Here is a 23,532-nt window from a genome sequence, read left to right as displayed (position 1 = left end):
AACATAGATTTCTGAAGTGAAAGTAGTGTGTGGAGTGATTGAACCTGGCTTAGCAAGAACTTGGCCACGCTCAACTTCGTCACGCTTAGTACCACGTAGAAGAACACCAACGTTCTCACCAGCACGGCCTTCGTCAAGAAGCTTACGGAACATCTCAACACCAGTACAAGTAGTTGTAGTAGTGTCTTTGATACCGATGATTTCTACTTCGTCACCAACGTTGATGATACCTTGCTCAACACGACCAGTTACAACAGTACCACGGCCTTGGATTGAGAATACATCTTCGATTGGAAGGATGAATGGTAGATCGATTGCACGCTCTGGCTCTGGGATGTAGTTATCTAGAGCTTCAGCTAGTTCAACAATCTTGTCTTCCCACTCTTGCTCGCCGTTTAGCGCGCCTAGAGCAGAACCCATGATTACTGGGCAATCATCACCTGGGAAGTCGTACTCAGAAAGAAGTTCACGAACTTCCATCTCTACTAGTTCAAGTAGCTCTTCATCATCAACCATGTCACATTTGTTCATGAATACGATGATGTAAGGAATACCAACCTGACGACCAAGAAGGATGTGCTCACGAGTCTGTGGCATAGGACCATCAGTTGCAGCAACAACTAGGATACCACCATCCATTTGAGCAGCACCAGTGATCATGTTTTTAACATAATCGGCGTGTCCAGGACAGTCAACGTGTGCGTAGTGACGAGTTGGAGTATCGTACTCTACGTGAGAAGTAGAGATTGTGATACCACGCTCGCGCTCTTCTGGAGCGTTATCGATAGATGCGAAGTCTTTAGCGTCACCGCCGTATACTTTAGCAAGAGTAGTACAGATAGCTGCAGTTAGAGTTGTTTTACCGTGATCGACGTGGCCGATAGTACCAACGTTAACGTGCGGTTTTACGCGTTCAAATTTTTCTTTAGACACAATCGTGTTCCTTCCTAGTTAAGATACGCCCCCTACTAGGTTAGGGGACGCGTCCGAAGTTGCTATTTTATGCGCCAACCGAAATTGACGCAATATAGATATAGTGATTAACCGCGTTCAGCAATAATCGCGTCAGCAATATTCTTCGGAATTTCAGCGTATTCACTGAACTCCATAGAATATGATGCACGACCTTGGGTTGCTGAGCGTAGGTCAGTTGCGTAGCCAAACATCACAGATAGTGGTACTTGAGCACGAATGATTTTCAGTCCCGCAGGGCCATCATCCATACCTTCGATCATGCCGCGACGACGGTTAAGGTCGCCAACAACATCACCCATCCAATCTTCTGGAGTCGTTACTTCAACTTTCATCATTGGCTCTAGGATAACAGGGTTAGCATCAAGTGCGCCCTTCCTGAAAGCCATAGAACCGGCAATCTTAAATGCCATTTCGTTGGAGTCAACGTCATGGTACGAGCCGTCGAACAATGTTGCTTTGACATCCAATACAGGATAGCCAGCAAGCACACCATTGTTCATCTGCTCTTCGATACCTTTAGAAACAGCACCAATGTACTCTTTCGGCACCGAACCACCGACGATTTCATCCACAAACACGAAGCCTTCATTTGGTTCTGAAGGTTCGATTTTCAGCCATACGTGACCATATTGTCCGCGACCACCAGATTGGCGTATAAATTTACCTTCCACTTCCGTTTTGCCACGGATAGTTTCACGGTAAGCCACCTGAGGTTTACCCACGTTACATTCCACGCTAAATTCGCGCTTCATACGGTCAACGATGATATCTAGGTGAAGTTCACCCATGCCTGAAATCAGAGTCTGTCCAGATTCCTGGTCGGTTTCGACGCGGAATGATGGATCTTCTGCCGCTAGTTTACCTAGTGCAATACCCATTTTTTCTTGGTCAGCTAGAGAACGAGGCTCAACAGCGATTTGAATAACTGGCTCAGGGAATTCCATACGCTCAAGGATAACGCGGTTATCTTGATCACACAGAGTGTCACCTGTAGTTACGTTTTTCAAACCGATTGCAGCTGCGATATCACCTGCACGGATTTCTTTAACTTCTTCACGTTTGTTTGAGTGCATCTGTACGATACGCCCGAAACGTTCGCGTTTTTCTTTTACGGAGTTGTAAACAGAATCACCTGTATTAACAACACCAGAATAAACACGCATGAAGGTTAAGCTACCAACGAATGGGTCGGTCGCGATTTTGAACGCTAGCGCTGAGAATGGTTCATCATCGCTTGCATGACGCTCAACTTCGTTACCGTTTTCGTCTTCACCACGAATCGCTTTCACTTCCGTTGGTGAAGGCAGGAATTCAATCACTGCATCAAGTACAGCTTGAACACCTTTGTTCTTAAATGCTGAACCACAAGTTGCAACAACGATTTCGTTTGCGAGAGTACGCTGACGAAGGCCGCTCTTGATCTCTGCTTCAGACAGTTCACCTTCTTCAAGGTACTTATCCATTAGCTCTTCAGAAGCTTCAGCCGCAGATTCAACCATGTTCTGATGCCATTCTTCTGCCAGTTCTTGCATATCAGCTGGAATGTCTTCATAGGTAAATGACATACCCTGATCATCTTCATTCCAGTTGATTGCCTTCATCTTGATCAGATCGACAACACCATTAAAATCTTCTTCAGCACCAATATTCAATTGAATAGGTACTGGAGTCGCCCCAAGACGGTTTTTGATCTGGTCGACTACGCGTAGGAAGTCGGCACCAGCTCGGTCCATCTTGTTGACGAAAACCATACGTGGAACTTCATATTTATCAGCCTGACGCCATACAGTCTCAGACTGAGGCTCAACGCCTGAAGAACCACAGAACACAACAACAGCACCATCAAGTACACGTAGAGAACGTTCTACTTCGATAGTGAAGTCAACGTGTCCCGGAGTATCAATGATGTTTACGCGGTGCTCTGGAAACTGTGCTTCCATACCACGCCAGAATGTTGTAGTAGCAGCAGATGTGATAGTAATACCACGCTCTTGCTCCTGCTCCATCCAGTCCATGGTCGCTGCGCCGTCGTGAACTTCACCGATCTTGTGAGACAAGCCTGTATAAAACAGGATACGCTCGGAAGTCGTTGTCTTACCGGCGTCAACGTGAGCGACAATACCAATATTTCGGTAGCGCTCGATAGGCGTTTTACGTGCCACAGCGGTATCCTCTTACTAAGGAGATCCTTAGAGTATGGTTTTGGCGCAGCAAGCCAAAAGCTCGCTGCGCCGATTTTTTTATTACCAGGAGGTAAGTGATTACCAGCGGTAATGTGCGAACGCTTTGTTCGCGTCTGCCATACGGTGAACGTCTTCACGTTTCTTAACAGCAGAACCTTTGTTGTCAGCCGCATCAAGCATTTCGCCTGCTAGACGCTGAGCCATAGATTTTTCACCACGCTTACGCGCAGCTTCAACTAACCAACGCATAGCTAGTGCATTACGACGTACTGGACGTACTTCTACAGGCACCTGGTAAGTTGAACCACCCACACGGCGAGATTTAACTTCTACCGCTGGACGTACATTTTCAAGAGCTTTTTCGAATACAGACAAGTGTTCTTCACCAGAACGCTCAGCCATAGTTTCTAGTGCAGAGTAAACAATTTTTTCTGCAGTAGATTTTTTACCGTCAACCATTAGGATGTTGACGAATTTTGCCAGCAGCTCAGATTTGAACTTAGGATCTGGAAGGATCTTACGCTGACCAATTACGCGACGACGTGGCATGGAAATCTCCGTTGTGTCTTCAGGTTATCCAAAACTTTACAGTTTCTTCAAAATTAAATAATTTTAGTGTTTGGCCTTACTTAACGGAATCCATTAAGACTTAGGACGCTTCACACCGTACTTAGAACGACCTTTCTTACGGTCGTTAACGCCAGCACAGTCAAGTGCACCACGAACGGTGTGGTAACGCACACCTGGTAAATCTTTAACACGACCACCACGGATAAGAACAACTGAGTGCTCCTGAAGGTTGTGACCTTCACCGCCGATGTATGATGTTACTTCGAAACCGTTTGTTAGACGAACACGACATACTTTACGTAATGCTGAGTTAGGTTTCTTAGGAGTAGTAGTATATACACGAGTACATACACCACGTTTCTGTGGGCACGCTTCTAGTGCAGGCACGTTGCTTTTTACAACTTGCTTTGCACGTGGCTTACGTACCAACTGGTTAATAGTTGCCATTAAATAGCTCCTGAAATATTACTTTCGTAAAGATGAAAAATCTGCCTCCCAACAACAGGAGGACGCGAAATTTTATGCATCGCACCCAAGGGTGTCAAGATGTAAGCAACGATCAATCAAATGATTATTTCTTAGACACCCTAAATTTAGCTCAATTTCTTAATATTGAAGTGGGTATTTAGCCCCATTTCATCTGTGTTTCATGCTCGACCGTTAACGCCACAAACCCTTTGTAATCAACAGGTTCTACATCAGGATTTATTCTACCCCCTAAACCTCTGGCAGATAAATCAGACACTAGTAAATAAATTTTTACGCCTGATTTTTTTATTCCATCAAGACTCGAATTTTGTCCGGTCGCAGCGACTACTGCGTCTTGGATCAGTAAAATTGCATCATTTTTGGCGATTAACGGTAAGCATTGTTGGAAAATTTGGCTTTGAAAAGGAGAGCTGGAAATGATGTGGAGCATAATCACCTCAAAAAGTCAGAACACGTTGGCAACCATGAAGGTGCTGTGAAAATGTATGGGGATCACAAACCGTCACCTCGATCAGTAATTCTGACGCTGTTAGTCCGCGCTCTTCTAAGGATTTAGAACACACGTAGACATTCTCGATATCGTATAAATCGAACATCTTAAATGTCTGACTATAATCACGCGATAGTACCTCAGCAGGCTGTTGTGTTTTCAATAACTGAAATACACCATCACCAATAAAAAACACGTGAATATCTTCACTATAGGCGGAGGTTGCTAATACAGCATCTAAACCTTCACGCCCAGCGGCGGTGCCATGGGGCATAGAACGAAAAATAAAGCCAAGAGATTTCATAGTGCTTACGCCCTAAAACTGAATAACACGATCTGCGGTAAGCATAGCTTCAGCCAAACCACCAAGCCCTGCTTGCTCAAAACCAGTGGCAAGGTTATGGCCTAACAATTGATTTTGTTCAGCTTCTTGCTCACTGACAACACCACGACGCAGCGCTGCTGCAACGCAAGTTTGTAATTCAATGTCATGCTGCTTGGCTAATGTTTGCCATGCTGCCACCAAATCGAATTCATCCGAGGCCGGAGCCGTTAACGATGAGCCGTTGTAAACACCATCTTGATAAAAAAAGATACGTGAAAGGCGGTGACCTTCTTCGAGTAATGCTTCGGCAAACAAATAAGCGGTACGTGCTGACTGATCACCGTATGCCGGCCCTTCAATGATCAGCACGTAATTTAAGCTCATTTTTCACCGTCCTCGGTTTTACGCTGACGGATATAAAGGTATACCGTGTGTTTTGAAATATTCAGACGGTCAGCAACACGGTTTATCGCATCTTTAATATCAAAAATACCTTTGTCATATAACTCCATGACAATCTGGCGATTCTTGGCATTATTCGATACATTTTTATCAGCGTTGATCTCTTCAATTGTTCGCTCGACTGTCTGGTCGACGAGTTCATCAACGTCACTTGCGAAATTCACTGTTGATGCAGCTTGCTTAGCCTCATCTGTCGGCATGAATGATTGCAATATTTGCGAGAAAGGCGCATCAAGGTTTACGTTGATGCACAACAAACCAATAATGTCGTTGTCACCGTTACGAATGGCAATGGTGATCGACTTCATTAAATCGCCACCTTTCGCGCGCGTAAAATACGCCCTGGAAAAGTTACGCTCAGAGCCTTCAATATCACGTAACATACGCAATGCTAGGTCTGTAATTGGCGACCCAACTTTACGTCCCGTATTTTCCCCATTCGCGATTTTAATCGCAGATGTGTTGAGGTCGGCTAAAGAGTGCAATACGATTTCACAAAAAGGGCCAATCAGTGCCGCCAGTCCATCTACGACAGCTTCATAAGAACGTAAAATAATGTAGTCATGCTCACTAAAAGCACGTGGCTTAGTCAGATCGTTCTCTATCATGACGTCAGAGCCAAAGTTTTCTGTAGATACCACTAGTCTTTCTTCCTTGCTCATTCCCATTGTATTTAGCTTCAGCCACTCAAGAGGGAATATTGAAAATAAATAGAATGGGCTATCGCTCGTTACTCAGCAGGGCCAATATTAAGCGCGTTATAAAAATTAAAATCTTGATAGCAAGTTTATCAGATTAATGACAACAGCCAGAACATTTCTCGTTGCATATCGAGCGCAAAAAATAAAAAAACCCAGCAAAAGCTGGGTTTTTCATGCGATTGACGAAGACTGAACAACTCAATTTTTTTTGAGTTCTACTCGTCAAATTCTAAAAAATACAATTTTTATTGTACGGCAGCGTCTTGCTCTGCTGACTCTTCTGCTTTAACGATCTCCAGTAATTCAACCTCGAAAACCAATGTCGAGTTTGCTGGAATACTTGGGTTAGCTTGCGAGCCATATGCTAGCTCAGGTGGAATAACGAACGTGAATTTCGAACCTACAGGCATTAGCTGTACGCCTTCCGTCCAACCAGGAATTACCTGATTCAGTGGGAAAGTTGCTGGCTGATTACGCTTGTAAGAGCTGTCAAACTCAGTACCGTCAGTTAGCATGCCTTTGTAATGAACTTGTACTGTATCAGTTGCAGCTGGCTTATCGCCTTCACCTTGTGTTTCAACTTGGTACAGTAGGCCTGAGTCAGTTTTAACAACACCTTCTTGTTTTTCAAACTCAGCACGGTAATCATCACCCGCCTTGATGTTTACTTCGGCATCGGCTTGGGCTTTTTGCTGAACAATTTCAGATACACGCGTATCAAGATCTTGTAATGCTTGCTGAGTTTCTTCTGGCGTTAAACGGCTCTTGTCCGCAAATACATCGCTAACACCAGCCAGTACTTGTTCACGATTAAGTTCTAAGCCCAGCTCTTTTTGCTGATCAAGGTTTGCAGCCAAGTATTGTGCCAAAGATGCACCAATTGCATACGCTGCTTTATCATCTTCAGAAGCAAATGCCACTGGTGCTGCTTCTGCTTCCGCTGCTACCTGCTCTACTTTTGCAGGCTCTGCTGGCTGTGTTTCTGCCACTTTTTCATCTTGGCAACCGACAGCAAGCAAGATTGTTGCAGCCAAAACAGACATCTTTAGAACAGGTTTCATGTATTTCTCCATCATATGCTGAGGAATGCCTCATTTTTTATTTGGCTTTTCATCTCTGTTATGAAAAGCGCTTAAATTCAATATACTAATACTGACTTCATTAATTAACGTTAGCAGGCTAATTAATAAAGTCATACCGACAATTTTAGCAAAACCAAGCGGAACTAAAACTTAATGCAAACCAAAAGATACGTACCTTGTTGCATTGTGGCACTTCTCCTTCTTACCGGCTGCTTTTTTTCTGGTTCAGAACAGCAACGTTGGATTTTAGCCCCTGAGGGGGCAACTAGCCTCAGCTTAAGCCGAGATGGCCGGTTTGCGCTCTACCATTCGGCCTTACAAGGTATCGTGCTCTGGGATTTACAGCAAAACAAAAAGTTAGCTGACTTCGGTTCTCAAGATCCACATCACAATACAGTCTTAAATGGCAAGATTTCAGACAACAGCCGTTATGCGATTACAGCCACTGCGCAGAACTTTGCCATTTGGGATTTAGCTTGGGGCCAATCCGATGGCTTATGGTCAATCTCTGACGGTATCATCCGGGATGTTGCCTTAGCGAATAATGGCCAGCATGTACTACTTGCCCTTTCTAATGGCAAAGCGCTGTACATCGACTTGGGCAGCGGAAGGCGCTTAGAGTTCCTTGCACACCGAGAAAAAGTCAACTCTGTCGCTATTTCACCCAATGGTCGCTATGCCTTATCCGGGGGAAATGACTATTTTGCTTACCTTTGGGATACACGCAGTGGCCAAATACTCCATACTTTTGAACGTGAAAGTCGGATCAGCCGAGTCAGCTTACAACGTGATGGAAAACTCGCCATGATTGCAGATGGCGGTAATGACATTACTATCTGGGATTTAACCACAGGAAAACAACAATCTTCACTGGCGATCCGGCTACGCCAGCAAAACCTATCCAGCGCTCGATTCTCTGATGATGGTACACAGCTGGTCACGGGAACTCCCTCAAGGCGCGTCGAACTATGGGATAGCAAGACAGGTGATAACATTGGCCGCTGGGAAGCAGCCCCGCAACAAGATACTCGACCACCCGCTGCGGTGGTGTATGATGTGGCCATTACACCAGAGGGGCTTGTTACCTCCGGTACTTCAGCTGGTATCGTCCAACAGTGGACAACGGATTAGAACAATGACAGAAATCGAACAACTACAGGCTCGTATTGACGAGCTAGAAATGAAGCAAGCATTCCAAGAACAAACGATCGAAGATTTAAACCAAGCGTTAACCGCGCAGCAATTTGTTCTGGATAACGTACAGACTCAGATGAAGTTTATGGTTGGGAAAGTGAAAGGTATCGAACCATCCAATCTTGCTAGCGAAGCAGACGAAACGCCACCGCCACATTATTAACTAGCCATCATGGTCGGTAATAAGTGGAATTTCAGGCATAAAAAAACGGGAAGCTTAGCTTCCCGTTTTTTGACTAATCAATGCAATGATTAGTGTGAGCAACCGCAGCCACCTTCGCCACAACCACCTTCTTCTTTATGGTCATGACCGTGGTCGTCGTCACAGCTACCACCGCCACAACAGCCACCACCTTGGTGAATGTGACCGTGAGCAATTTCTTCTTCTGTTGCTGCACGTACTGCAACAACTTCAGCGTTAAATGTTAGCGTTTGGCCAGCCAGCATGTGGTTACCATCAACAACAACGTGGTCGCCATCGACTTCTGTTACTTCAACAGGGATTGGACCTTGGTCTGTATCAGCAAGGAAACGCATGCCAACCGTAATTTCGTCAACGCCTTGGAATACGTCTGCAGGAACACGCTGAACCATTACGTCCATGTGTTCGCCGTATGCATCTTCAGGAGCAACAGTCACTTCAAGTTTTTCGCCAGCTTCACGGCCTTCAAGTGCATTTTCCAGACCTACGATCAAATTGTTGTGACCGTGTAGGTAGTCAAGAGGTGCTTCAATCGTTGATTGGTCAACAACTACGCCATCTTCTGTTTTAACTTGGTAAGCAAGGCTTACTACGATGTCTTTAGCGACTTTCATGTTTGCTCCAATATTGAACTGGGTATCAAAGGATTTCGCCCGCATGATACCGGATAAAGGCACTACGATGCCAATATTCTGTCGCGATCTTATTCGCCAGGCTTGAAGATCCCGATAACCTGTTGTTTCGTTTGTGGCGAAAGTTGCTCAGCTTGCTCAACCGACTGAGGTGCTCGCACATCAGTATGATCACATGCTACGCACTCAACACGCTCCACATCATTTTCTTGCCACCAGCGCAATGTATCTTGTTTTTTACAAGAGGGACAAATTGCACCAGCAATAAAACGTTTCTTCGCCATTTTCGCTCCTTGCCATTTCCTGATATCACGAATATTGGCTAATCCCAGCCATTGTGCCGCTCTCGCTCTCCGCGCATTTCACGGTCAAAGATATCTTCCAGCTCCTTGCGTGCTTCCTTAGCCCGCGAGGCTAAATGTACATCTTCAGAGTGCTGCGGTAATAAGTCTCGAAGTGCTGTGGTATCAAGCTTTCGAAAATGCGCTTCTGCCCGCTTTGCTTTATACGGGTGCATACCTAGAGATATAAGGGCTTGTCGCCCTAAATCAAGGGCACCCTCAAAAGTTTCACGCGAGAAATTATCAACACCATGGCTAAGCAACTGATGCGCCTCAACTCGACTGCGGGCACGTGCTAATATTTTAAGCTTAGGAAAGTACTGTTGGCACAAAGCAACCACTTCCATCACTTCATCAGGCTCATCGGTACAGATAATGATAGCCTCGGCCTTATCGGCTCCCGCCGCCCGCAGTAGATCTAACTGCGTGGCATCTCCATAATAAACTTTATAGCCAAACTTACGTAAAAACTGAATTTGACTTGGATCTCGCTCAAGTATCGTAACGCGGATTTTATTAGCAAACATCAGCCGCCCAACCACCTGACCAAATCGGCCAAAGCCCGTAATGATCACTCGAGGTTCACGGTTAATCACATCACTCTCCAAAGCGTCGTCTGCTTCTGCCCTGAACGTACGTAAAAACCATTTATCCTGTAACAACAGAATTAGCGGTGTCGTCATCATTGATAGGCTCACCACAACCAACAAGAAAGACGATAACTCTTTACCCAGTAGGCCTTCGCCTAACGCAGCAGTAAACAACACAAATGCAAACTCACCACCTTGACTCAAGATCGCCGCCATCTGACTACGTGATTTAGCACCGATGCCAAATGCCCGAGCAAGGCCATACAACAACAAGCCTTTAACCGTAATTAAACCAAGTACCGCAGCTAATATTTGCAGCGGGTATTGCAATAACAAGCCAAGATTAACCGCCATCCCCACCGAGATAAAAAACAACCCCAGCAATAATCCTTTAAACGGTTCAATCGCAATTTCTAATTCATGGCGGTATTCACTTTCAGCCAACAACACCCCAGCTAAAAAGGTGCCAAGTGCCATTGATAAACCCAGTGATTGCATGCCTAACGCTATCCCGATTACCAATAATAGCGCGGCAACATTAAACAGCTCCCGGACCTCACTCAACACCACCCAGCGGAACAGCGGACGTAATAGAAAGTGACCACCAACCAGTAAAGCCACAATGCCGCCGATCATCCAAGTGAAATCAAGCCAACTGCCCCCACCGCCACCCGCCAATACAGGTAAAATCGCCAACATCGGGATCACGGCGATATCCTGGAAAAGTAAAACGGCAAACCCTGACTGTCCGGTTTCACTGCCATCGAGGTTCTGCTCTTCTATAACCCGTAATGCGATAGCGGTTGAAGACAAGGCTAGCCCCATACCAACCACCAGCGCATCGCGCCATGTAATAGCAGGAAACCAAGCACTGAATGCCAATACCACAGCCGAAATAACCAAACTCGTTATCACGACTTGGCCGCCACCCAATCCGAGAATTGGCTTACGCATTTGCCACAGCTTTTTCGGGTTAAGCTCTAAACCAATCAAGAATAAAAGCAGCACCACCCCAAATTCCGAAAAGTGCAGTATCGCATCCACATCAGAGATTAAACGCAGGCCCCACGGTCCAATGGCAATGCCTGCTAATAGATAGCCCAATACCGAACCAAGTCCTAACCGCTGAGCAATAGGCACTGCGACAACCGCGGCAGCCAGAAAAACCACACTCACCGACAACACATCATTCGCCATGAATCACCTCCTGCGAGGGTAGCGGCATTTCCAACCACTTCCGATAAGCCCTCGCGTGCTGTTGCCGCTCTTGTTGAGGTACCCTACGCGCCCAGTGAAGTACCAAAGGCTTCAACCACTCCATACGGCACAAAGCCGCTGATAACTCAAAGGGTTTCAAAATTTCATCGATAGAGCAGCGGTTATAACCATCAGGGGTATAGGCCTCTGCGGCTCCACCGGTGGTGATCACCGAACGCCAGTACTTCCCTTGCGTGTGACGGCCATCACCATGAGCAAAACCTTTGCTCAGCACCATATCTATCCACTCCTTTAGCAAGGCAGGACACGAATACATATATAACGGGTGCTGGAACACAATGACATCATGCTGGCTTACAAGCTGACGCTCTGCGGCCACATCAATAAAGAAGTCGGGGTAGACGGCATAGAGATCATGCACGGTGACATGAGGGAGTTCGGCAATTTCCACCAGCATTTCACGATTAGCCACTGATTCAAGAGGATCAGGGTGAGCATAAACCACCAAAACGCGTGGGCATCCTTTTGTTGTCATAACATTCCTTTTCAACCCATAGGTATCGCTAATAGGCTGATATTGTTCATCACATTATTACGCTGGTATATGCACATAATACATAACTGGCTGTAAATAGGATCGTTTATTCGTCATGAGTTCGTTACCAATTAGCGGCATTAGCAGTCAACGTCGCTTTGGGTTAGACTGCCGCACAGTTTCTGGCATTTTGTATTTGCGGAGCGGGGCTTCCCCGACATAGTCGATGATCACGTTTTCTGATATCCAACTTCTTCGAGGCGGTAAAGTCCTACTCGACCAAGCAACAGCAACCATTCACCCTGGTGATAAGGTCGGCCTAGTCGGTAAAAATGGCTGTGGTAAATCAACCCTATTTGCCTTGTTGAAAAATGAACTCAGTGTCGATGGTGGTAACTGTCAATTCCCCGCGAACTGGGAGCTGGCATGGGTTGCACAGGAAACCCCTGCACTCGCACGTGCAGCATTAGACTACGTAATTGATGGCGACCGTGAATACCGCCAGTTAGAAGCCGATTTATTAGCCGCAGAGCAAGCCGACAACGGTAATCGCGTGGCTGAGCTCCATGGCAAGCTGGAAGCCGTTGGCGGTTATAGTATCCAAGCCAGAGCTGCAGAGTTGCTGGATGGCTTGGGCTTTTCACAAGAGCAAATGCAATGGCACCTCCACCAATTCTCTGGTGGCTGGCGTATGCGTCTCAACTTGGCTCAGGCTCTACTGTGCCGTTCTGACTTGCTGCTACTCGATGAGCCAACCAACCACCTCGATCTTGATGCTGTAATGTGGCTTGAAAAGTGGCTACAAAACTACCCTGGTACATTGGTTCTGATTTCACATGACCGTGATTTCCTCGATCCGGTAATTAACCGTATTGTGCATATTGAAAACCAAACCATGAACAGCTACACCGGTAACTACTCATCGTTTGAAACTCAACGTGCCGAAAAGTTAGTGCTGCAACAGGCAATGTTCCAAAAACAACAGAAGCAAGTCGCGCATATGCAGTCTTATATTGACCGCTTCCGCTATAAAGCCAGTAAAGCCCGTCAAGCACAGAGCCGGATCAAAGCCCTAGAAAAAATGGAGAAAGTACTGCCTGCTCAGTTCGACAATCCATTTACGTTTGAATTTCGAGAGCCGAGTGCACTGCCTAATCCAATCTTAATGATGGATCAGGTTGCGGCAGGCTATGACGACAATTTGATCCTCGATAAAATTCGCTTAAACCTGGTTCCGGGCAGCCGTATTGGCTTGCTGGGGCGAAACGGTGCTGGTAAGTCTACATTGATCAAACTACTCTCGGGAGAGCTTTCTGCTAAGGCGGGTGAACTTGCTTACTCTCAAGGCGTTAAGATTGGCTACTTTGCTCAGCACCAATTAGAAACCCTCTATTTAGACGATACCCCAGTTCAGCACATGGCGCGCATTGCCCCCCAAGCAACAGAGCAGCAGCTACGTGACTACTTAGGTAGCTTTGGCTTTCTGGGCGATAAGGCGCTTGAAAAAGTCGGCCCATTCTCTGGTGGTGAAAAGGCTCGTCTGGTACTGGCCCTAATCGTATGGCAACGGCCTAACCTGCTGCTACTCGATGAACCAACCAACCACCTTGATCTCGATATGCGCCAAGCTCTGACATTTGCCCTACAGTCCTATGAAGGGGCTATGGTGATCGTAAGTCACGACCGCTACCTACTCCGTGCTACGACGGATGATCTGTACTTAGTGCACGATCGCCAAGTGGTGCCATTTAACGGTGATCTCAATGATTATCACAAATGGCTAACCGAGCAGCAGCGTAACGAGCGCCGTGAACAGCAGGCGGCAAAGCCTGAAACCAATAAAGAAAACAGTGCGGCATCACGTAAAGAACAAAAGCGCCTAGAAGCTGAGTTCCGTAAGAAAACCGCGCCATTACGCAAACAAATCGACAAGCTCGACAAGCAAATGGAAAAGTTAAGTGCCACCCTTGCCGATGCAGAATCACATCTTGCCGATGCCAGCATCTACGAAGCTGATAATAAAAAGCAACTCAACGAACAGCTGCAACGCCAGGCCAAAGCCAAGTCTGAGTTAGAAGATGTCGAGATGGAATGGATGGACTTACAAGAGCAGATTGAGGCTATGGAAGCCGAGCATAATATCTAGTTTCGCCCTTTCGTCGTATTAGGCACATTGATAAGGACGTCAATTAATGCAGCAACACATTGATAGTGAAAGCTTCTGGCAATTTTGTCTGTGCCACTACTCACAGGCTGGTGTTCAACCGGCCTGCTTAACCTTTCAAGATCATTACCAAGGCAATATTAACCTTGCCCTATTGCTGCATTGGCTTGACCTACATCAGTTAACCCTCGATCCCCCTCATGGGTACAAGGCGTTACTCGACGCACTCACAGAAACGGATGCGTTACTTACCCCCTACAGAGTGCTACGTAAGCAACTCAAACCCACTATCACTAACGAGCAATATCAGCAAATGCTCGCCTTTGAGCTTCTACTTGAACGACGACAGCAACATCATTTATTAACCAGCCTAAACCTATGTCCGCTTTCCGCTCATCCATGCCCTGATAACCTCGTGACTTATGGCTGTCACCTTAATGCTCCCCTATCGCTTCTTCGCCAATTACAAGCAACCACCTAGCTAATTGACCTCCGACGACGTCGCCATCTTGTCTGTGCTAGGATCTAAACCTCATGACCTTTCGTAATTAATGGGATAGCCCCCATACCGTGCCATGAGGAATTTCGATGACCCCATTTAAACCCGCAAGCGGTTTACGCAATGCCCATGTTCAAACCTTATTACCGCGCTTCTTACGCCGTAAGCCGCTGTTCACTCCAATAACACAACGCATAGAAACCCCTGACGGCGATTTTTTAGATTTAGCATGGACTGCCACACCAGAAAATAGCCATCAGAAACAGCCCGTCATGATTCTATTTCATGGTTTAGAAGGCAGCTTTCACAGCCCTTATGCACATGGATTACTTAACGCTGCACAGCAGCAAGGTTGGCTCGGGGTCATGATGCATTTTCGGGGCTGCAGTGGTGAAATGAATCGCCAGCCTCGGAGTTACCATTCCGGTGAAATCAATGATGCCCATTTTTTTATTCAGTGGCTGAGACAACAGCTGCCCACACAACCTTTCTTTGCTGTCGGGGTATCGCTTGGGGGCAATATGCTGGTTAATTACCTCGCTGAAAAAGGAAACCAGTCTGAATTGGCTGCAGCGCAAGTGATTTCTCCCCCACTAGACTTAGCTGCATGCTCAAGCCGTATCCAGCAAGGGTTTTCAAAGATCTACCAGCGATATCTGTTGGCATCGATGAAGCGCAACCTCGGAAAAAAAATTAACGCACAACCTGAAGCCATGCCACTCAAACAAGAACAAGCCGCAAGCATTCGTTCTCTTTGGCAATTTGATGAGGAAGTCACAGCCCCCCTACACGGCTTTGACGATGCTAACGATTATTACCAACGGTGTAGTGGCTTAACCAAGCTAGCTACCGTCACCATTCCGCTTCGGGTCATTCACGCCAAAGACGACCCTTTCATGACTGAAGATGTTATTCCTTCCCAGCCCTTACCGGCACATATCGAATACGACCTGTGTCATTATGGCGGTCATGTGGGTTTTGTCTCTGGCTCTTGGCATAAACCTGATTTCTGGCTTGAACGCACCGTACCGGAATGGTTTGGTCAATTCATACCACTCTACAAATAACAATAATAACAATATAATTGGCTTTTCATCTTTGATTAAAGAGCAGCCCACGATGATCATCCCTTGGCGTGATATTGACCCCGACACCCTAGTCAACTTAATCGAACATTTTGTGTTACGTGAGGGAACGGACTACGGTGAACAAGAGCTCAGTATGGAGCAGAAAGTACAGCGAGTGCGCCAACAGTTAGATAAGGGTGAAGCCGTTATCGTCTTTTCTGAACTGCATGAATCTGTCGATATCAAATTACGCCGAAATATGGGGGAATAAGTCCCCTACAGCGCTAATTTACACGGTTTTGGTGACTGCACGCACGTAGCATTTTTGGCATCCCGACTTGACCTTACCTCACCACCCTGTTACTAACTCTTTCCGTTAATGTTAACGACAGGGTTTGTCATGTCTGCAAAACATCCAATAATTGCAGTAACAGGGTCTTCAGGGGCGGGTACATCCACCACCTCTGAAGCATTTCGCAAAATGTTCAATATGATGGGCATTAATGCTGCCTGGCTGGAAGGTGATAGCTTTCACCGTTTTACTCGCCCAGAAATGGATGTCGAAATTCGCAAAGCCAAAGATCAAGGGCGACATATTAGTTACTTTGGTCCTCAAGCGAACGATTTCCCTCAGCTAGAAACCTTTTTCCGCCAGTATGGTGATGATGGAAGCGGCCAATTTCGACGCTACCTGCATACCTTTGATGAAGCCGTACCATATAACCAAATGCCCGGTTCATTCACACCATGGCAGGAATTACCAGAAAACACCGACGTATTGTTCTATGAAGGACTTCATGGTGGGGCTGTTGATGGTGAAACCAATGTTGCTCAGCATGTTGATTTACTGATTGGCATGGTACCAATCGTCAACTTAGAGTGGATTCAAAAGATTGTTCGGGATACCCGCGATCGCGGCCATTCACGAGAAGCGGTAATGGAATCGATTGTGCGATCGATGGATGACTATCTCAATTATATTACGCCTCAGTTTTCTCGTACCCATATTAACTTTCAGCGCGTACCTACCGTTGATACCTCAAACCCATTCAGCGCCAAAGCTATTCCAAGCTTGGATGAGAGTTTTGTCGTGATCCGATTTCGCGGGATCAAAAATGTCGACTTCCCTTATTTGCTATCGATGATCCAAGGATCATTTATGTCACGCCACAATACACTGGTGGTTCCGGGTGGAAAAATGAGCTTTGCCATGGAGCTAATCATGCGCCCGTTGATCCAAAAACTGATCGAAACAGGAAAAATCGGTTAAATGATAAAACTCAAGCCCCTTTTTAGGGGCTTGGATCTCTTCACCGCAATTTCGAATTAGGCGCCAATCACTTCATGAGAGTGCGTCATTTCAACACCTTCACCAAGCATCAAACACACCGAGCAATACTTCTCTAGCGAATCAGCAACAATTTTTGCTACTAGCGCTTCATCGAGATCATGACCTGTCACCACGAAATGCAAGTTCGCTGAAGTAAAAATACGGGGGGCTTGCTCACGGCGCTCAGATGAAATTCGCGCTTCACAGCCCGTAATTTTCTGCCCAGCTGATTTCAACCCATCAACCACATCAACCGAGCTACACCCCCCAGCCGCCATCAATACCATCTCCATTGGGCTTGGTGCTTTTTCTCCCCCATTGCCATCCATAACCACACTATGGCCAGAATTTGACTGTCCTAAAAAGGTCATATTCTCGACCCATTTCACTCGTGATTGCATTTGTTTTTCCTTACTACTTATAGGGTAATTAGTGACAATATAGCAACTGTGTGATCATGTGCACACTTATGACTACTAAATGACCATTCTCGATAGATCAATATCAAGAAATACATGCTGAAAAAAGATAAACTTTGAACTAATTATTCACGTGAGCTTGCAGCCCAGCTGTTGACTGAATATCCTAAGCGACGAACACCAAGTATAGGCCCAGCCCTTTTTTGATGGACGTCGTTGTTGGGCAACAAACACAGAGGAAGTTAGTAATATGGTTCCAGGTAAACCTCAAACAGATCCAACTCTAGAGTGGTTTCTTTCGCATTGCCACATTCATAAATACCCGTCAAAGAGTACTTTGATTCATGCGGGTGAAAAAGCTGAAACGCTCTACTACATTGTTAAAGGTTCTGTGGCTGTCCTAATCAAGGATGAAGAAGGCAAGGAAATGATCTTGTCTTACCTAAACCAGGGTGACTTTATCGGTGAATTAGGCTTGTTCGAAGAAGGCCAAGAGCGTACCGCTTGGGTTCGAGCAAAAACCCCTTGTGAAGTCGCAGAGATTTCTTTCAAGAAATTCCGCCAGCTTATTCAAGTTAACCCTGATATTCTGATGCGTTTGTCTGCTCAAATGGCAAACCGTCTTCAGGTTACAAGCCAGAAAGTAGGTGATCTTGCTTTCCTAGATGTGACTGGCCGTATCGCTCAGACACTTCTAAATCTTGCGAAGCAACCAGATGCGATGACGCACCCTGACGGTATGCAAATCAAGATCACTCGCCAAGAAATTGGCCAGATCGTGGGTTGTTCTCGTGAAACTGTTGGTCGTATTTTGAAAATGCTGGAAGAGCAGAACCTAATCTCTGCTCACGGTAAAACTATCGTGGTATACGGTACACGTTAATTTCGCGTGCCATCATTGATAGTAAAAAGCCGCCTCGGGCGGCTTTTTTGATCCGGGAATTCATACCGAAATGGTATTTTTGCCGTATTGCTCACTTTTTCGTCCTTGTATCCTCACCACCAAGTGCTACATTGTGCATATCTGGCGTAAGTGATAATACGTCATTCACATGGATGAAATCGATATGGACCTCGAACGCTTTTCAGCAAATGGCTTACCGGCAAGCAATACGAGCGTTATTGCTCCTCTTCCCCCAACAATAGAGATGACAGGCTTTAGCGGGCATCGTCACTATTGTGAACAACAAACGGCTTCACCATGCCATAAAGGACAACTTACTAAGCATGAATTCGGGATCACACCACTTGATAGCCTGTGCCATTAGCCTTCCCCAAACACGTTTTACTCTTATCGCATACGATAAGCCCACCGTATTTCATTACAGTGGGCTATAGGGTTAATCACCTTTAACGCCTACGGATCAGTCTTTCTTCACGTGGGTGCTTTCGAAGATTTTATCCGCCGAGGCTTCAACAAAGCCACGATATAACTCACCGTCAGGTGCAGCATAGCGCTTAGCAAATTCATAAAACCCTCCCGCGATACTAAACACCCCATCGGTAAAGCCAACATCAACGGTATCAGCAATCGTTGCCGATTGCTCTAGCATCACCTCAGGGCTGCCTTTCACATCGCCCCCCGACTCATTGATCGAAAAGCCATTATGACGAAGTAAATGATTTACCTCTTTGACCTCAGTAAACTGCTCAAGCTGATTAATACTGACTGTAAAATGGTTGGCACCAAAACCGTGCGCGGCTAACCACCCTGCATATTCGCTTTCTGCTACCAGCAACTCATAAGTGGCATAATCGAGGTCCCAACGCCGCCCACCATGCAGGAAGGCAGGATCACGCATCGCCGCTTCTGGTACTTGATCAACAAGCTCTCGTACGGTTTGCTGTAGCAACGAGCTAAACTGCCCTACTAGCAATTCACTGATGAATACTTTCGGGGCATTTGGATTTGGATGCTCAAAGTGCTCAGCATAAAGTTTCTTTGCTTCAAAGTGATACTTACCACAAGGTTTATAACCCAATGCGATAAACGGTGCCGCTAGCCTATCCAGACCCACTTTAGGCAAATTAAACGTCCGTAACGCAATATGGTCATTCAGCAACGGCTCATCTTCTGTGAGTAAATCATGCACCTGTGCAGCAGAGGGGCATAAACGCTGAGTATAGTCTTGCCATAAGCCATCAAATAATTGCACAACCCTTTCCATGAATATCACATCCTCTTAGCTGGTCGATAAAACGGAATACCTGAAAAATGTGCCTATATACAGATCCCTGGCGACAACTGCGCCGGCAATTCAGGTTGATCACCTTCCATTGATGCCATTGGGTACGCACAATAGTCAGCGGCATAATAAGCACTTGGCCGCAAGTTGCCAGAAGCACCCGGTCCACCAAAAGGTGCATCCCCACTAGCTCCCGTCAATTGACGGTTACGGTTCACAATGCCAGCCCGAATATGGTCGATAAAGTACTGCCATTCACCGTCATCAGTTGAGATCAGCCCTGCTGATAAGCCATAACGGGTATTATTTGCCTTCTCAACGGCTTGGGTTAAACCGTCATAACGCACGACCTGCAACAAGGGACCAAAATATTCCTCATCCGGTAATTCTGCGATAGTACTTACCTCAATGATCCCAGGGGTAACAATTGCCCCTTGACCTCGGGTAGCAAGCAATAATGATTCACCGCCAAGATCAATAAGCTGAGACTGGGCTCGAAGAATATTATCTGCTGCTGCATTAGAGACTTGCGCCCCCATAAAAGGGGCTGGCTCATCAAACTGTCCACCCACGCGAATAGCCGATGCAAGCTCAACTAAGCGAGCAAGTACACGGTCTCCTTCCTCACCCTTGGGTAAATACAGGCGACGAGCACAAGTACAACGCTGGCCTGCGCTAATAAACGCTGACTGAATAATAGTGTAGACAGTGGCATCAAGCTCGCCATAGTGCCGAGAAATAACCATTGGATTATTCCCCCCCATCTCAAGTGCGAGCATCTTCTCTGGCTGTCCTGCGAATTGGCGATGTAGGATCTGCCCGGTATTCGCGCTGCCCGTAAAGAGCAGGCCATCGATGCCTCTGTCACCCGCTAATGCCTCTCCCGTTTCGCGTGCACCTTGGACCAAATTTATCACGCCATCAGGCAACCCTGCCTGCTGCCACAGCTTCATGGTTTCTTCCGCGACTTTCGGCGTAAGGTCCGATGGCTTAAACACCACAGTATTGCCAGCCAATAAAGCAGGTACGATATGGCCATTAGGGAGATGCCCCGGGAAGTTATACGGTCCAAATACCGCCATGACGCCGAGGGGGCGGTGACGTAAAATAGCCTGACTGCCCGCCACTTCTTTTTGTTTCTCGCCAGTACGTTCATGATAAGCCCGCAGTGAAATGGCAATTTTCCCCGCCATAGCCCCAGCCTCTGTACGCGTTTCCCATAATGGCTTACCGGTTTCTTCGGCAATAACCTTGGCAATCATCTCACTGTTATCTTTTACCAATTCAGCAAAGCGCTCCACAATCGCTTGTCGCTTGGAAAAATCACAATGACGCCATTCAACCAACGCAGCACGTGCACTCTTCACTGCCGACGCGACTTGCACGCCTGTTGCGGCCTGCCCCTGCCAAATAACCTCTTCGGTAAAAGGATTGAACGATTGCATAACCGCCCCCTCCCCAGCCAACCATTCACCTGCGATCCATTGAGTCATTGTCGAATTCCTTATTGGGTGATCAGGCGAACTTGATCGCCATGTTGTACTTGGAGGGCTTGTGCCATTTCAGCTGAGATAACGGCGTTGTCGCCCTCAATACCAACTTTACCGGCTACTGCACGAAACTGACTGAAAGATGTATTACTCACAATACAATCCTGACTTTTCGCAGGCAGGCCCACTTCCACGTAACACAATTTTGAATGACGAACCGATTCAATATTTCTGATGTCACACTCAACTGTCGGTCCCGCATCAAAAATGTCGACATAACCACGACAGGTAAACCCTTCTTTCTCAAGTAAGCGTAACGCCGGACGTGTTTTTTCGTGTACTTCACCGATAACAGCCTGAGCTTCTGGGCTCAGTAAGTTAACGTAGATAGGAAGCTTAGGCATTAAATCCGCAATAAAGCCTTTTTTACCGATCCCCGTTAAATAATCCGCAAGGGTAAAGTCGATTGAAAAAAAGTGTTCTTTTAGCCATTCCCAAAACGGTGAGTTGCCATCGTCATCGGAGACACCGCGCATTTCGGCAATCACGGTATTATCAAACCGCTGAGGGTGCTCAGCCATCATTAGGAAGCGACATTTAGATAATAGGCGACCATTGGCTCCTTCTCGCCATTCAGGCCGTAGAAAGAGCGTACAGAGCTCACTCACACCAGTGTAGTCATTACCAAAGGTCAGTACTTTTACCGCATTATGAACGTTCAAACGTCGAGAGGAATGCACCACCGTGCTGAGATGGTAAGTATAAAAAGGGTTATCAAGGCCAATTGCCGCCTCTATCGCCGTCGTCCCTGCGATTTCTCCAGTCTTGGTATCTTCTGCAACCATCAGATACCCCTCAGAGCCAGCTTGGTTCACCGCCTTGGCAAAGCTTTCTTCCGAATGCTTGATCCGATTCGTTAAAATCTCTTCATTAACCGGTAAAGAAGTAAAGCCATGCCCTGACTCTTCGGCACACTGCATAAGTGCCGGTAGGTCGGCAGCTGTAATAGGACGTATAACCAGCATCGAATTCCCTCCTGATGCAGGTTGCAGCAAAACACTGCAACCCTAACTGTCTGATTCTGAACTAGGTCAGAAGCAGCAGTCAGGCTCCTGCCAACTGCTGCATGATTTAAGTGGATACTTAGTGGTAAATTTTGGCAATCGCGCGTTCAAGGCGTGCCATGCCTTCATCGATATCAGCCTTACTGATCACCAGCGATGGCGTGAAACGAACCACATTCGTACCAGCAACCAACACCATCACCCCTTCTTCACCCGCAGCAACCAGAATGTCACGGGCGCGCCCCTGCCATTCATCATTCAAGGCAGCCCCTAACAGCAATCCCTTACCACGAACTTCGTCAAAAATTGGGTATTTACTATTAATGGCTGCTAATGCCTCACGGAACCATTGCTCACGTTGTTTAACACCCGATAAAACTTCAGGTTTAGTCACTTCATTCACAACGGCTTCAGCAACAGCACACGCGAGTGGGTTGCCACCATAGGTCGAACCATGGGTGCCAACTTTCAAATGATTTGCCAATTCAGAAGTTGTCAACATGGCAGCAATTGGGAAACCACCCCCTAATGACTTTGCGGTACTCAAAATATCCGGTGTAACACCTAGACCTTGGTAAGCGTAGAAGTCACCCGTTCGGCCATTGCCCGTTTGTACTTCATCAAAAATCAACAGCGCGTTGTGCTTATCACACAACTCGCGGACACCTTGGATAAACTCACTCGTTGGTGAAATGATGCCACCCTCTCCTTGAAGAGGCTCCATCATGACGGCACAAGTACGTTCTGACATGTGCTCGGCAAGGGTCGATAAATCATTGTATTCCAGGTGGGTTACATCACCAGGCTTGGGACCAAAACCATCGGAATATGCGGCTTGTCCACCAACCGTGACGGTAAAGAAAGTCCGGCCGTGGAAGCCTTGTTGAAACGCAATGATCTCTGATTTTTCTGGACCAAATTGGTCAACAGCATAGCGACGAGCCAATTTCAGTGCAGCTTCATTCGCTTCTGCACCAGAGTTGGCAAAGAAAACTTTATCGGCAAAGCTATGCTCGGTCAGTAATTTAGCAAGACGTAATGCGGGTTCATTGGTCAGTACATTACTTACATGCCATAACTTTTCGGCTTGATCTTTGAGCGCATCAACCATTACAGGATGACAGTGGCCCAAGCAACTCACCGCAATCCCACCGGCAAAGTCGACATATTCTCGCCCTTCTTGATCCCACACTCGGGCACCGTCCCCCTTAACAGGGATAACTTGCATCGGTGAATAACAAGGCACCATGACCTCATCAAAAAGCTGGCGTTCTACGGTGTTTTCCTTTGCCATTGTCGTTTCCTTCTAGGTTTATTGCCTTAA

27 protein-coding genes are annotated in these 23,532 nt (G+C 46.6%); 9 read left to right on the top strand and 18 right to left on the bottom strand.

The annotated features are described in order from the left end of the window. From tuf to fkpA, 9 genes are all read right to left on the bottom strand, one after another. Positions 1-933: elongation factor Tu (gene tuf / locus L4D09_RS06565; RefSeq protein ID WP_428456684.1), on the bottom strand; the 933-nt coding region annotated here is incomplete at its 3' end. A gap of 107 nt (positions 934-1,040) precedes the next feature. Beyond that, positions 1,041-3,137 (bottom strand): elongation factor G, encoded by a 2,097-nt coding sequence (fusA, locus tag L4D09_RS06560; RefSeq protein ID WP_428456683.1) that lies wholly within the window; start codon positions 3,135-3,137, stop codon positions 1,041-1,043. Between the two features lie 99 nt (positions 3,138-3,236). Then, a complete protein-coding gene (rpsG, locus tag L4D09_RS06555) occupies positions 3,237-3,707 on the bottom strand; it encodes a 30S ribosomal protein S7 (protein WP_080158724.1) in 471 nt (156 codons plus the stop codon). A gap of 93 nt (positions 3,708-3,800) precedes the next feature. Further along, a complete protein-coding gene (rpsL, locus tag L4D09_RS06550) occupies positions 3,801-4,175 on the bottom strand; it encodes a 30S ribosomal protein S12 (protein WP_005417208.1) in 375 nt (124 codons plus the stop codon). A gap of 178 nt (positions 4,176-4,353) precedes the next feature. Next, positions 4,354-4,647, bottom strand: a complete 294-nt coding sequence (tusB, locus tag L4D09_RS06545; protein WP_428456682.1) for a sulfurtransferase complex subunit TusB — start codon at positions 4,645-4,647, stop codon at positions 4,354-4,356. A gap of 7 nt (positions 4,648-4,654) precedes the next feature. Next, entirely contained in the window at positions 4,655-5,011 is a 357-nt protein-coding gene (gene tusC, locus L4D09_RS06540; RefSeq protein WP_428456681.1) for a sulfurtransferase complex subunit TusC, read from the bottom strand. Between the two features lie 12 nt (positions 5,012-5,023). Further along, positions 5,024-5,416 carry a sulfurtransferase complex subunit TusD gene (gene tusD, locus L4D09_RS06535; RefSeq protein ID WP_428456680.1) on the bottom strand — a complete coding sequence of 131 codons (393 nt, stop codon included), beginning with the start codon at positions 5,414-5,416 and terminating at the stop codon, positions 5,024-5,026. Then, complete coding sequence (locus L4D09_RS06530) at positions 5,413-6,102, bottom strand: helix-turn-helix transcriptional regulator (protein WP_428456696.1); 690 nt, start codon at positions 6,100-6,102, stop codon at positions 5,413-5,415. The genes tusD and L4D09_RS06530 overlap by 4 nt, the downstream gene beginning before the upstream one ends. Positions 6,103-6,440: 338 nt before the next feature. Then, entirely contained in the window at positions 6,441-7,256 is an 816-nt protein-coding gene (gene fkpA, locus L4D09_RS06525) for an FKBP-type peptidyl-prolyl cis-trans isomerase (protein ID WP_428456679.1), read from the bottom strand. Positions 7,257-7,430: 174 nt separating this feature from the next. Here fkpA and L4D09_RS06520 point away from each other — a divergent pair, with 174 nt between their 5' ends. Continuing rightward, positions 7,431-8,408 carry a WD40 repeat domain-containing protein gene (locus L4D09_RS06520; protein ID WP_428456678.1) on the top strand — a complete coding sequence of 326 codons (978 nt, stop codon included), beginning with the start codon at positions 7,431-7,433 and terminating at the stop codon, positions 8,406-8,408. 4 nt (positions 8,409-8,412) lie between these two features. After that, positions 8,413-8,634, top strand: coding sequence for a SlyX family protein (locus tag L4D09_RS06515; RefSeq protein WP_428456677.1), 222 nt, complete (start codon positions 8,413-8,415; stop codon positions 8,632-8,634). Positions 8,635-8,723: 89 nt separating this feature from the next. Here the strand turns inward: L4D09_RS06515 and slyD are convergent, their stop codons facing one another. From slyD to kefG, 4 genes are all read right to left on the bottom strand, one after another. After that, on the bottom strand, positions 8,724-9,287 hold the full coding sequence (gene slyD / locus L4D09_RS06510; protein WP_428456676.1) for a peptidylprolyl isomerase: 564 nt from the start codon (positions 9,285-9,287) through the stop codon (positions 8,724-8,726). An 89-nt stretch (positions 9,288-9,376) separates the two neighbouring features. Next, the gene (locus L4D09_RS06505) at positions 9,377-9,589 is read right to left on the bottom strand and encodes a YheV family putative zinc ribbon protein (RefSeq protein ID WP_428456675.1); all 213 of its coding nucleotides are present in this window, start codon (positions 9,587-9,589) and stop codon (positions 9,377-9,379) included. Positions 9,590-9,627: 38 nt separating this feature from the next. Next, a complete protein-coding gene (kefB, locus tag L4D09_RS06500) occupies positions 9,628-11,433 on the bottom strand; it encodes a glutathione-regulated potassium-efflux system protein KefB (RefSeq protein WP_428456674.1) in 1,806 nt (601 codons plus the stop codon). After that, on the bottom strand, positions 11,423-11,989 hold the full coding sequence (gene kefG / locus L4D09_RS06495; RefSeq protein WP_428456673.1) for a glutathione-regulated potassium-efflux system ancillary protein KefG: 567 nt from the start codon (positions 11,987-11,989) through the stop codon (positions 11,423-11,425). Before kefG ends, kefB begins: the two co-directional genes overlap by 11 nt. Positions 11,990-12,215: 226 nt before the next feature. Between kefG and L4D09_RS06490 the strand changes: the two genes are divergently transcribed. From L4D09_RS06490 to L4D09_RS06470, 5 genes are all read left to right on the top strand, one after another. Continuing rightward, positions 12,216-14,135 (top strand): ABC transporter ATP-binding protein, encoded by a 1,920-nt coding sequence (locus tag L4D09_RS06490; RefSeq protein ID WP_428456672.1) that lies wholly within the window; start codon positions 12,216-12,218, stop codon positions 14,133-14,135. A gap of 46 nt (positions 14,136-14,181) precedes the next feature. Beyond that, a complete protein-coding gene (locus L4D09_RS06485; RefSeq protein WP_428456671.1) occupies positions 14,182-14,634 on the top strand; it encodes a TIGR02444 family protein in 453 nt (150 codons plus the stop codon). 107 nt (positions 14,635-14,741) lie between these two features. Next, positions 14,742-15,719 (top strand): hydrolase, encoded by a 978-nt coding sequence (locus L4D09_RS06480; protein ID WP_428456670.1) that lies wholly within the window; start codon positions 14,742-14,744, stop codon positions 15,717-15,719. A 52-nt stretch (positions 15,720-15,771) separates the two neighbouring features. Next, complete coding sequence (locus tag L4D09_RS06475) at positions 15,772-15,990, top strand: YheU family protein (protein ID WP_428456669.1); 219 nt, start codon at positions 15,772-15,774, stop codon at positions 15,988-15,990. 129 nt (positions 15,991-16,119) lie between these two features. Continuing rightward, entirely contained in the window at positions 16,120-16,989 is an 870-nt protein-coding gene (locus L4D09_RS06470; RefSeq protein WP_428456668.1) for a phosphoribulokinase, read from the top strand. Between the two features lie 56 nt (positions 16,990-17,045). On the opposite strand, the gene L4D09_RS06465 is transcribed toward L4D09_RS06470, so the two are convergent. Next, on the bottom strand, positions 17,046-17,450 hold the full coding sequence (locus tag L4D09_RS06465; RefSeq protein WP_428456667.1) for an OsmC family protein: 405 nt from the start codon (positions 17,448-17,450) through the stop codon (positions 17,046-17,048). Between the two features lie 268 nt (positions 17,451-17,718). Between L4D09_RS06465 and crp the strand changes: the two genes are divergently transcribed. Next, positions 17,719-18,351: a cAMP-activated global transcriptional regulator CRP gene (gene crp, locus L4D09_RS06460; RefSeq protein ID WP_068330579.1), complete on the top strand. Its 633-nt coding sequence runs from the start codon at positions 17,719-17,721 to the stop codon at positions 18,349-18,351. A 184-nt stretch (positions 18,352-18,535) separates the two neighbouring features. Continuing rightward, positions 18,536-18,736, top strand: a complete 201-nt coding sequence (locus L4D09_RS06455) for a hypothetical protein (protein WP_428456666.1) — start codon at positions 18,536-18,538, stop codon at positions 18,734-18,736. Positions 18,737-18,832: 96 nt separating this feature from the next. Here the strand turns inward: L4D09_RS06455 and L4D09_RS06450 are convergent, their stop codons facing one another. The 4 genes from L4D09_RS06450 to L4D09_RS06435 form a co-directional block, all read right to left on the bottom strand. Then, positions 18,833-19,636: a DUF1338 domain-containing protein gene (locus L4D09_RS06450; RefSeq protein WP_428456665.1), complete on the bottom strand. Its 804-nt coding sequence runs from the start codon at positions 19,634-19,636 to the stop codon at positions 18,833-18,835. 53 nt (positions 19,637-19,689) lie between these two features. Beyond that, entirely contained in the window at positions 19,690-21,147 is a 1,458-nt protein-coding gene (astD, locus tag L4D09_RS06445) for a succinylglutamate-semialdehyde dehydrogenase (RefSeq protein ID WP_428456664.1), read from the bottom strand. A gap of 11 nt (positions 21,148-21,158) precedes the next feature. Further along, the gene (gene astA / locus L4D09_RS06440; RefSeq protein WP_428456663.1) at positions 21,159-22,169 is read right to left on the bottom strand and encodes an arginine N-succinyltransferase; all 1,011 of its coding nucleotides are present in this window, start codon (positions 22,167-22,169) and stop codon (positions 21,159-21,161) included. A gap of 118 nt (positions 22,170-22,287) precedes the next feature. Continuing rightward, the gene (locus L4D09_RS06435; protein WP_428456662.1) at positions 22,288-23,502 is read right to left on the bottom strand and encodes an aspartate aminotransferase family protein; all 1,215 of its coding nucleotides are present in this window, start codon (positions 23,500-23,502) and stop codon (positions 22,288-22,290) included. Positions 23,503-23,532: the final 30 nt, after the last annotated feature.

This window comes from Photobacterium makurazakiensis, assembly GCF_050336715.1.
Taxonomy (GTDB): domain Bacteria; phylum Pseudomonadota; class Gammaproteobacteria; order Enterobacterales; family Vibrionaceae; genus Photobacterium; species Photobacterium makurazakiensis.
Note: the sequence above shows the minus strand (reverse complement) of the source record. Positions and strands in the feature narration are given on the sequence as shown.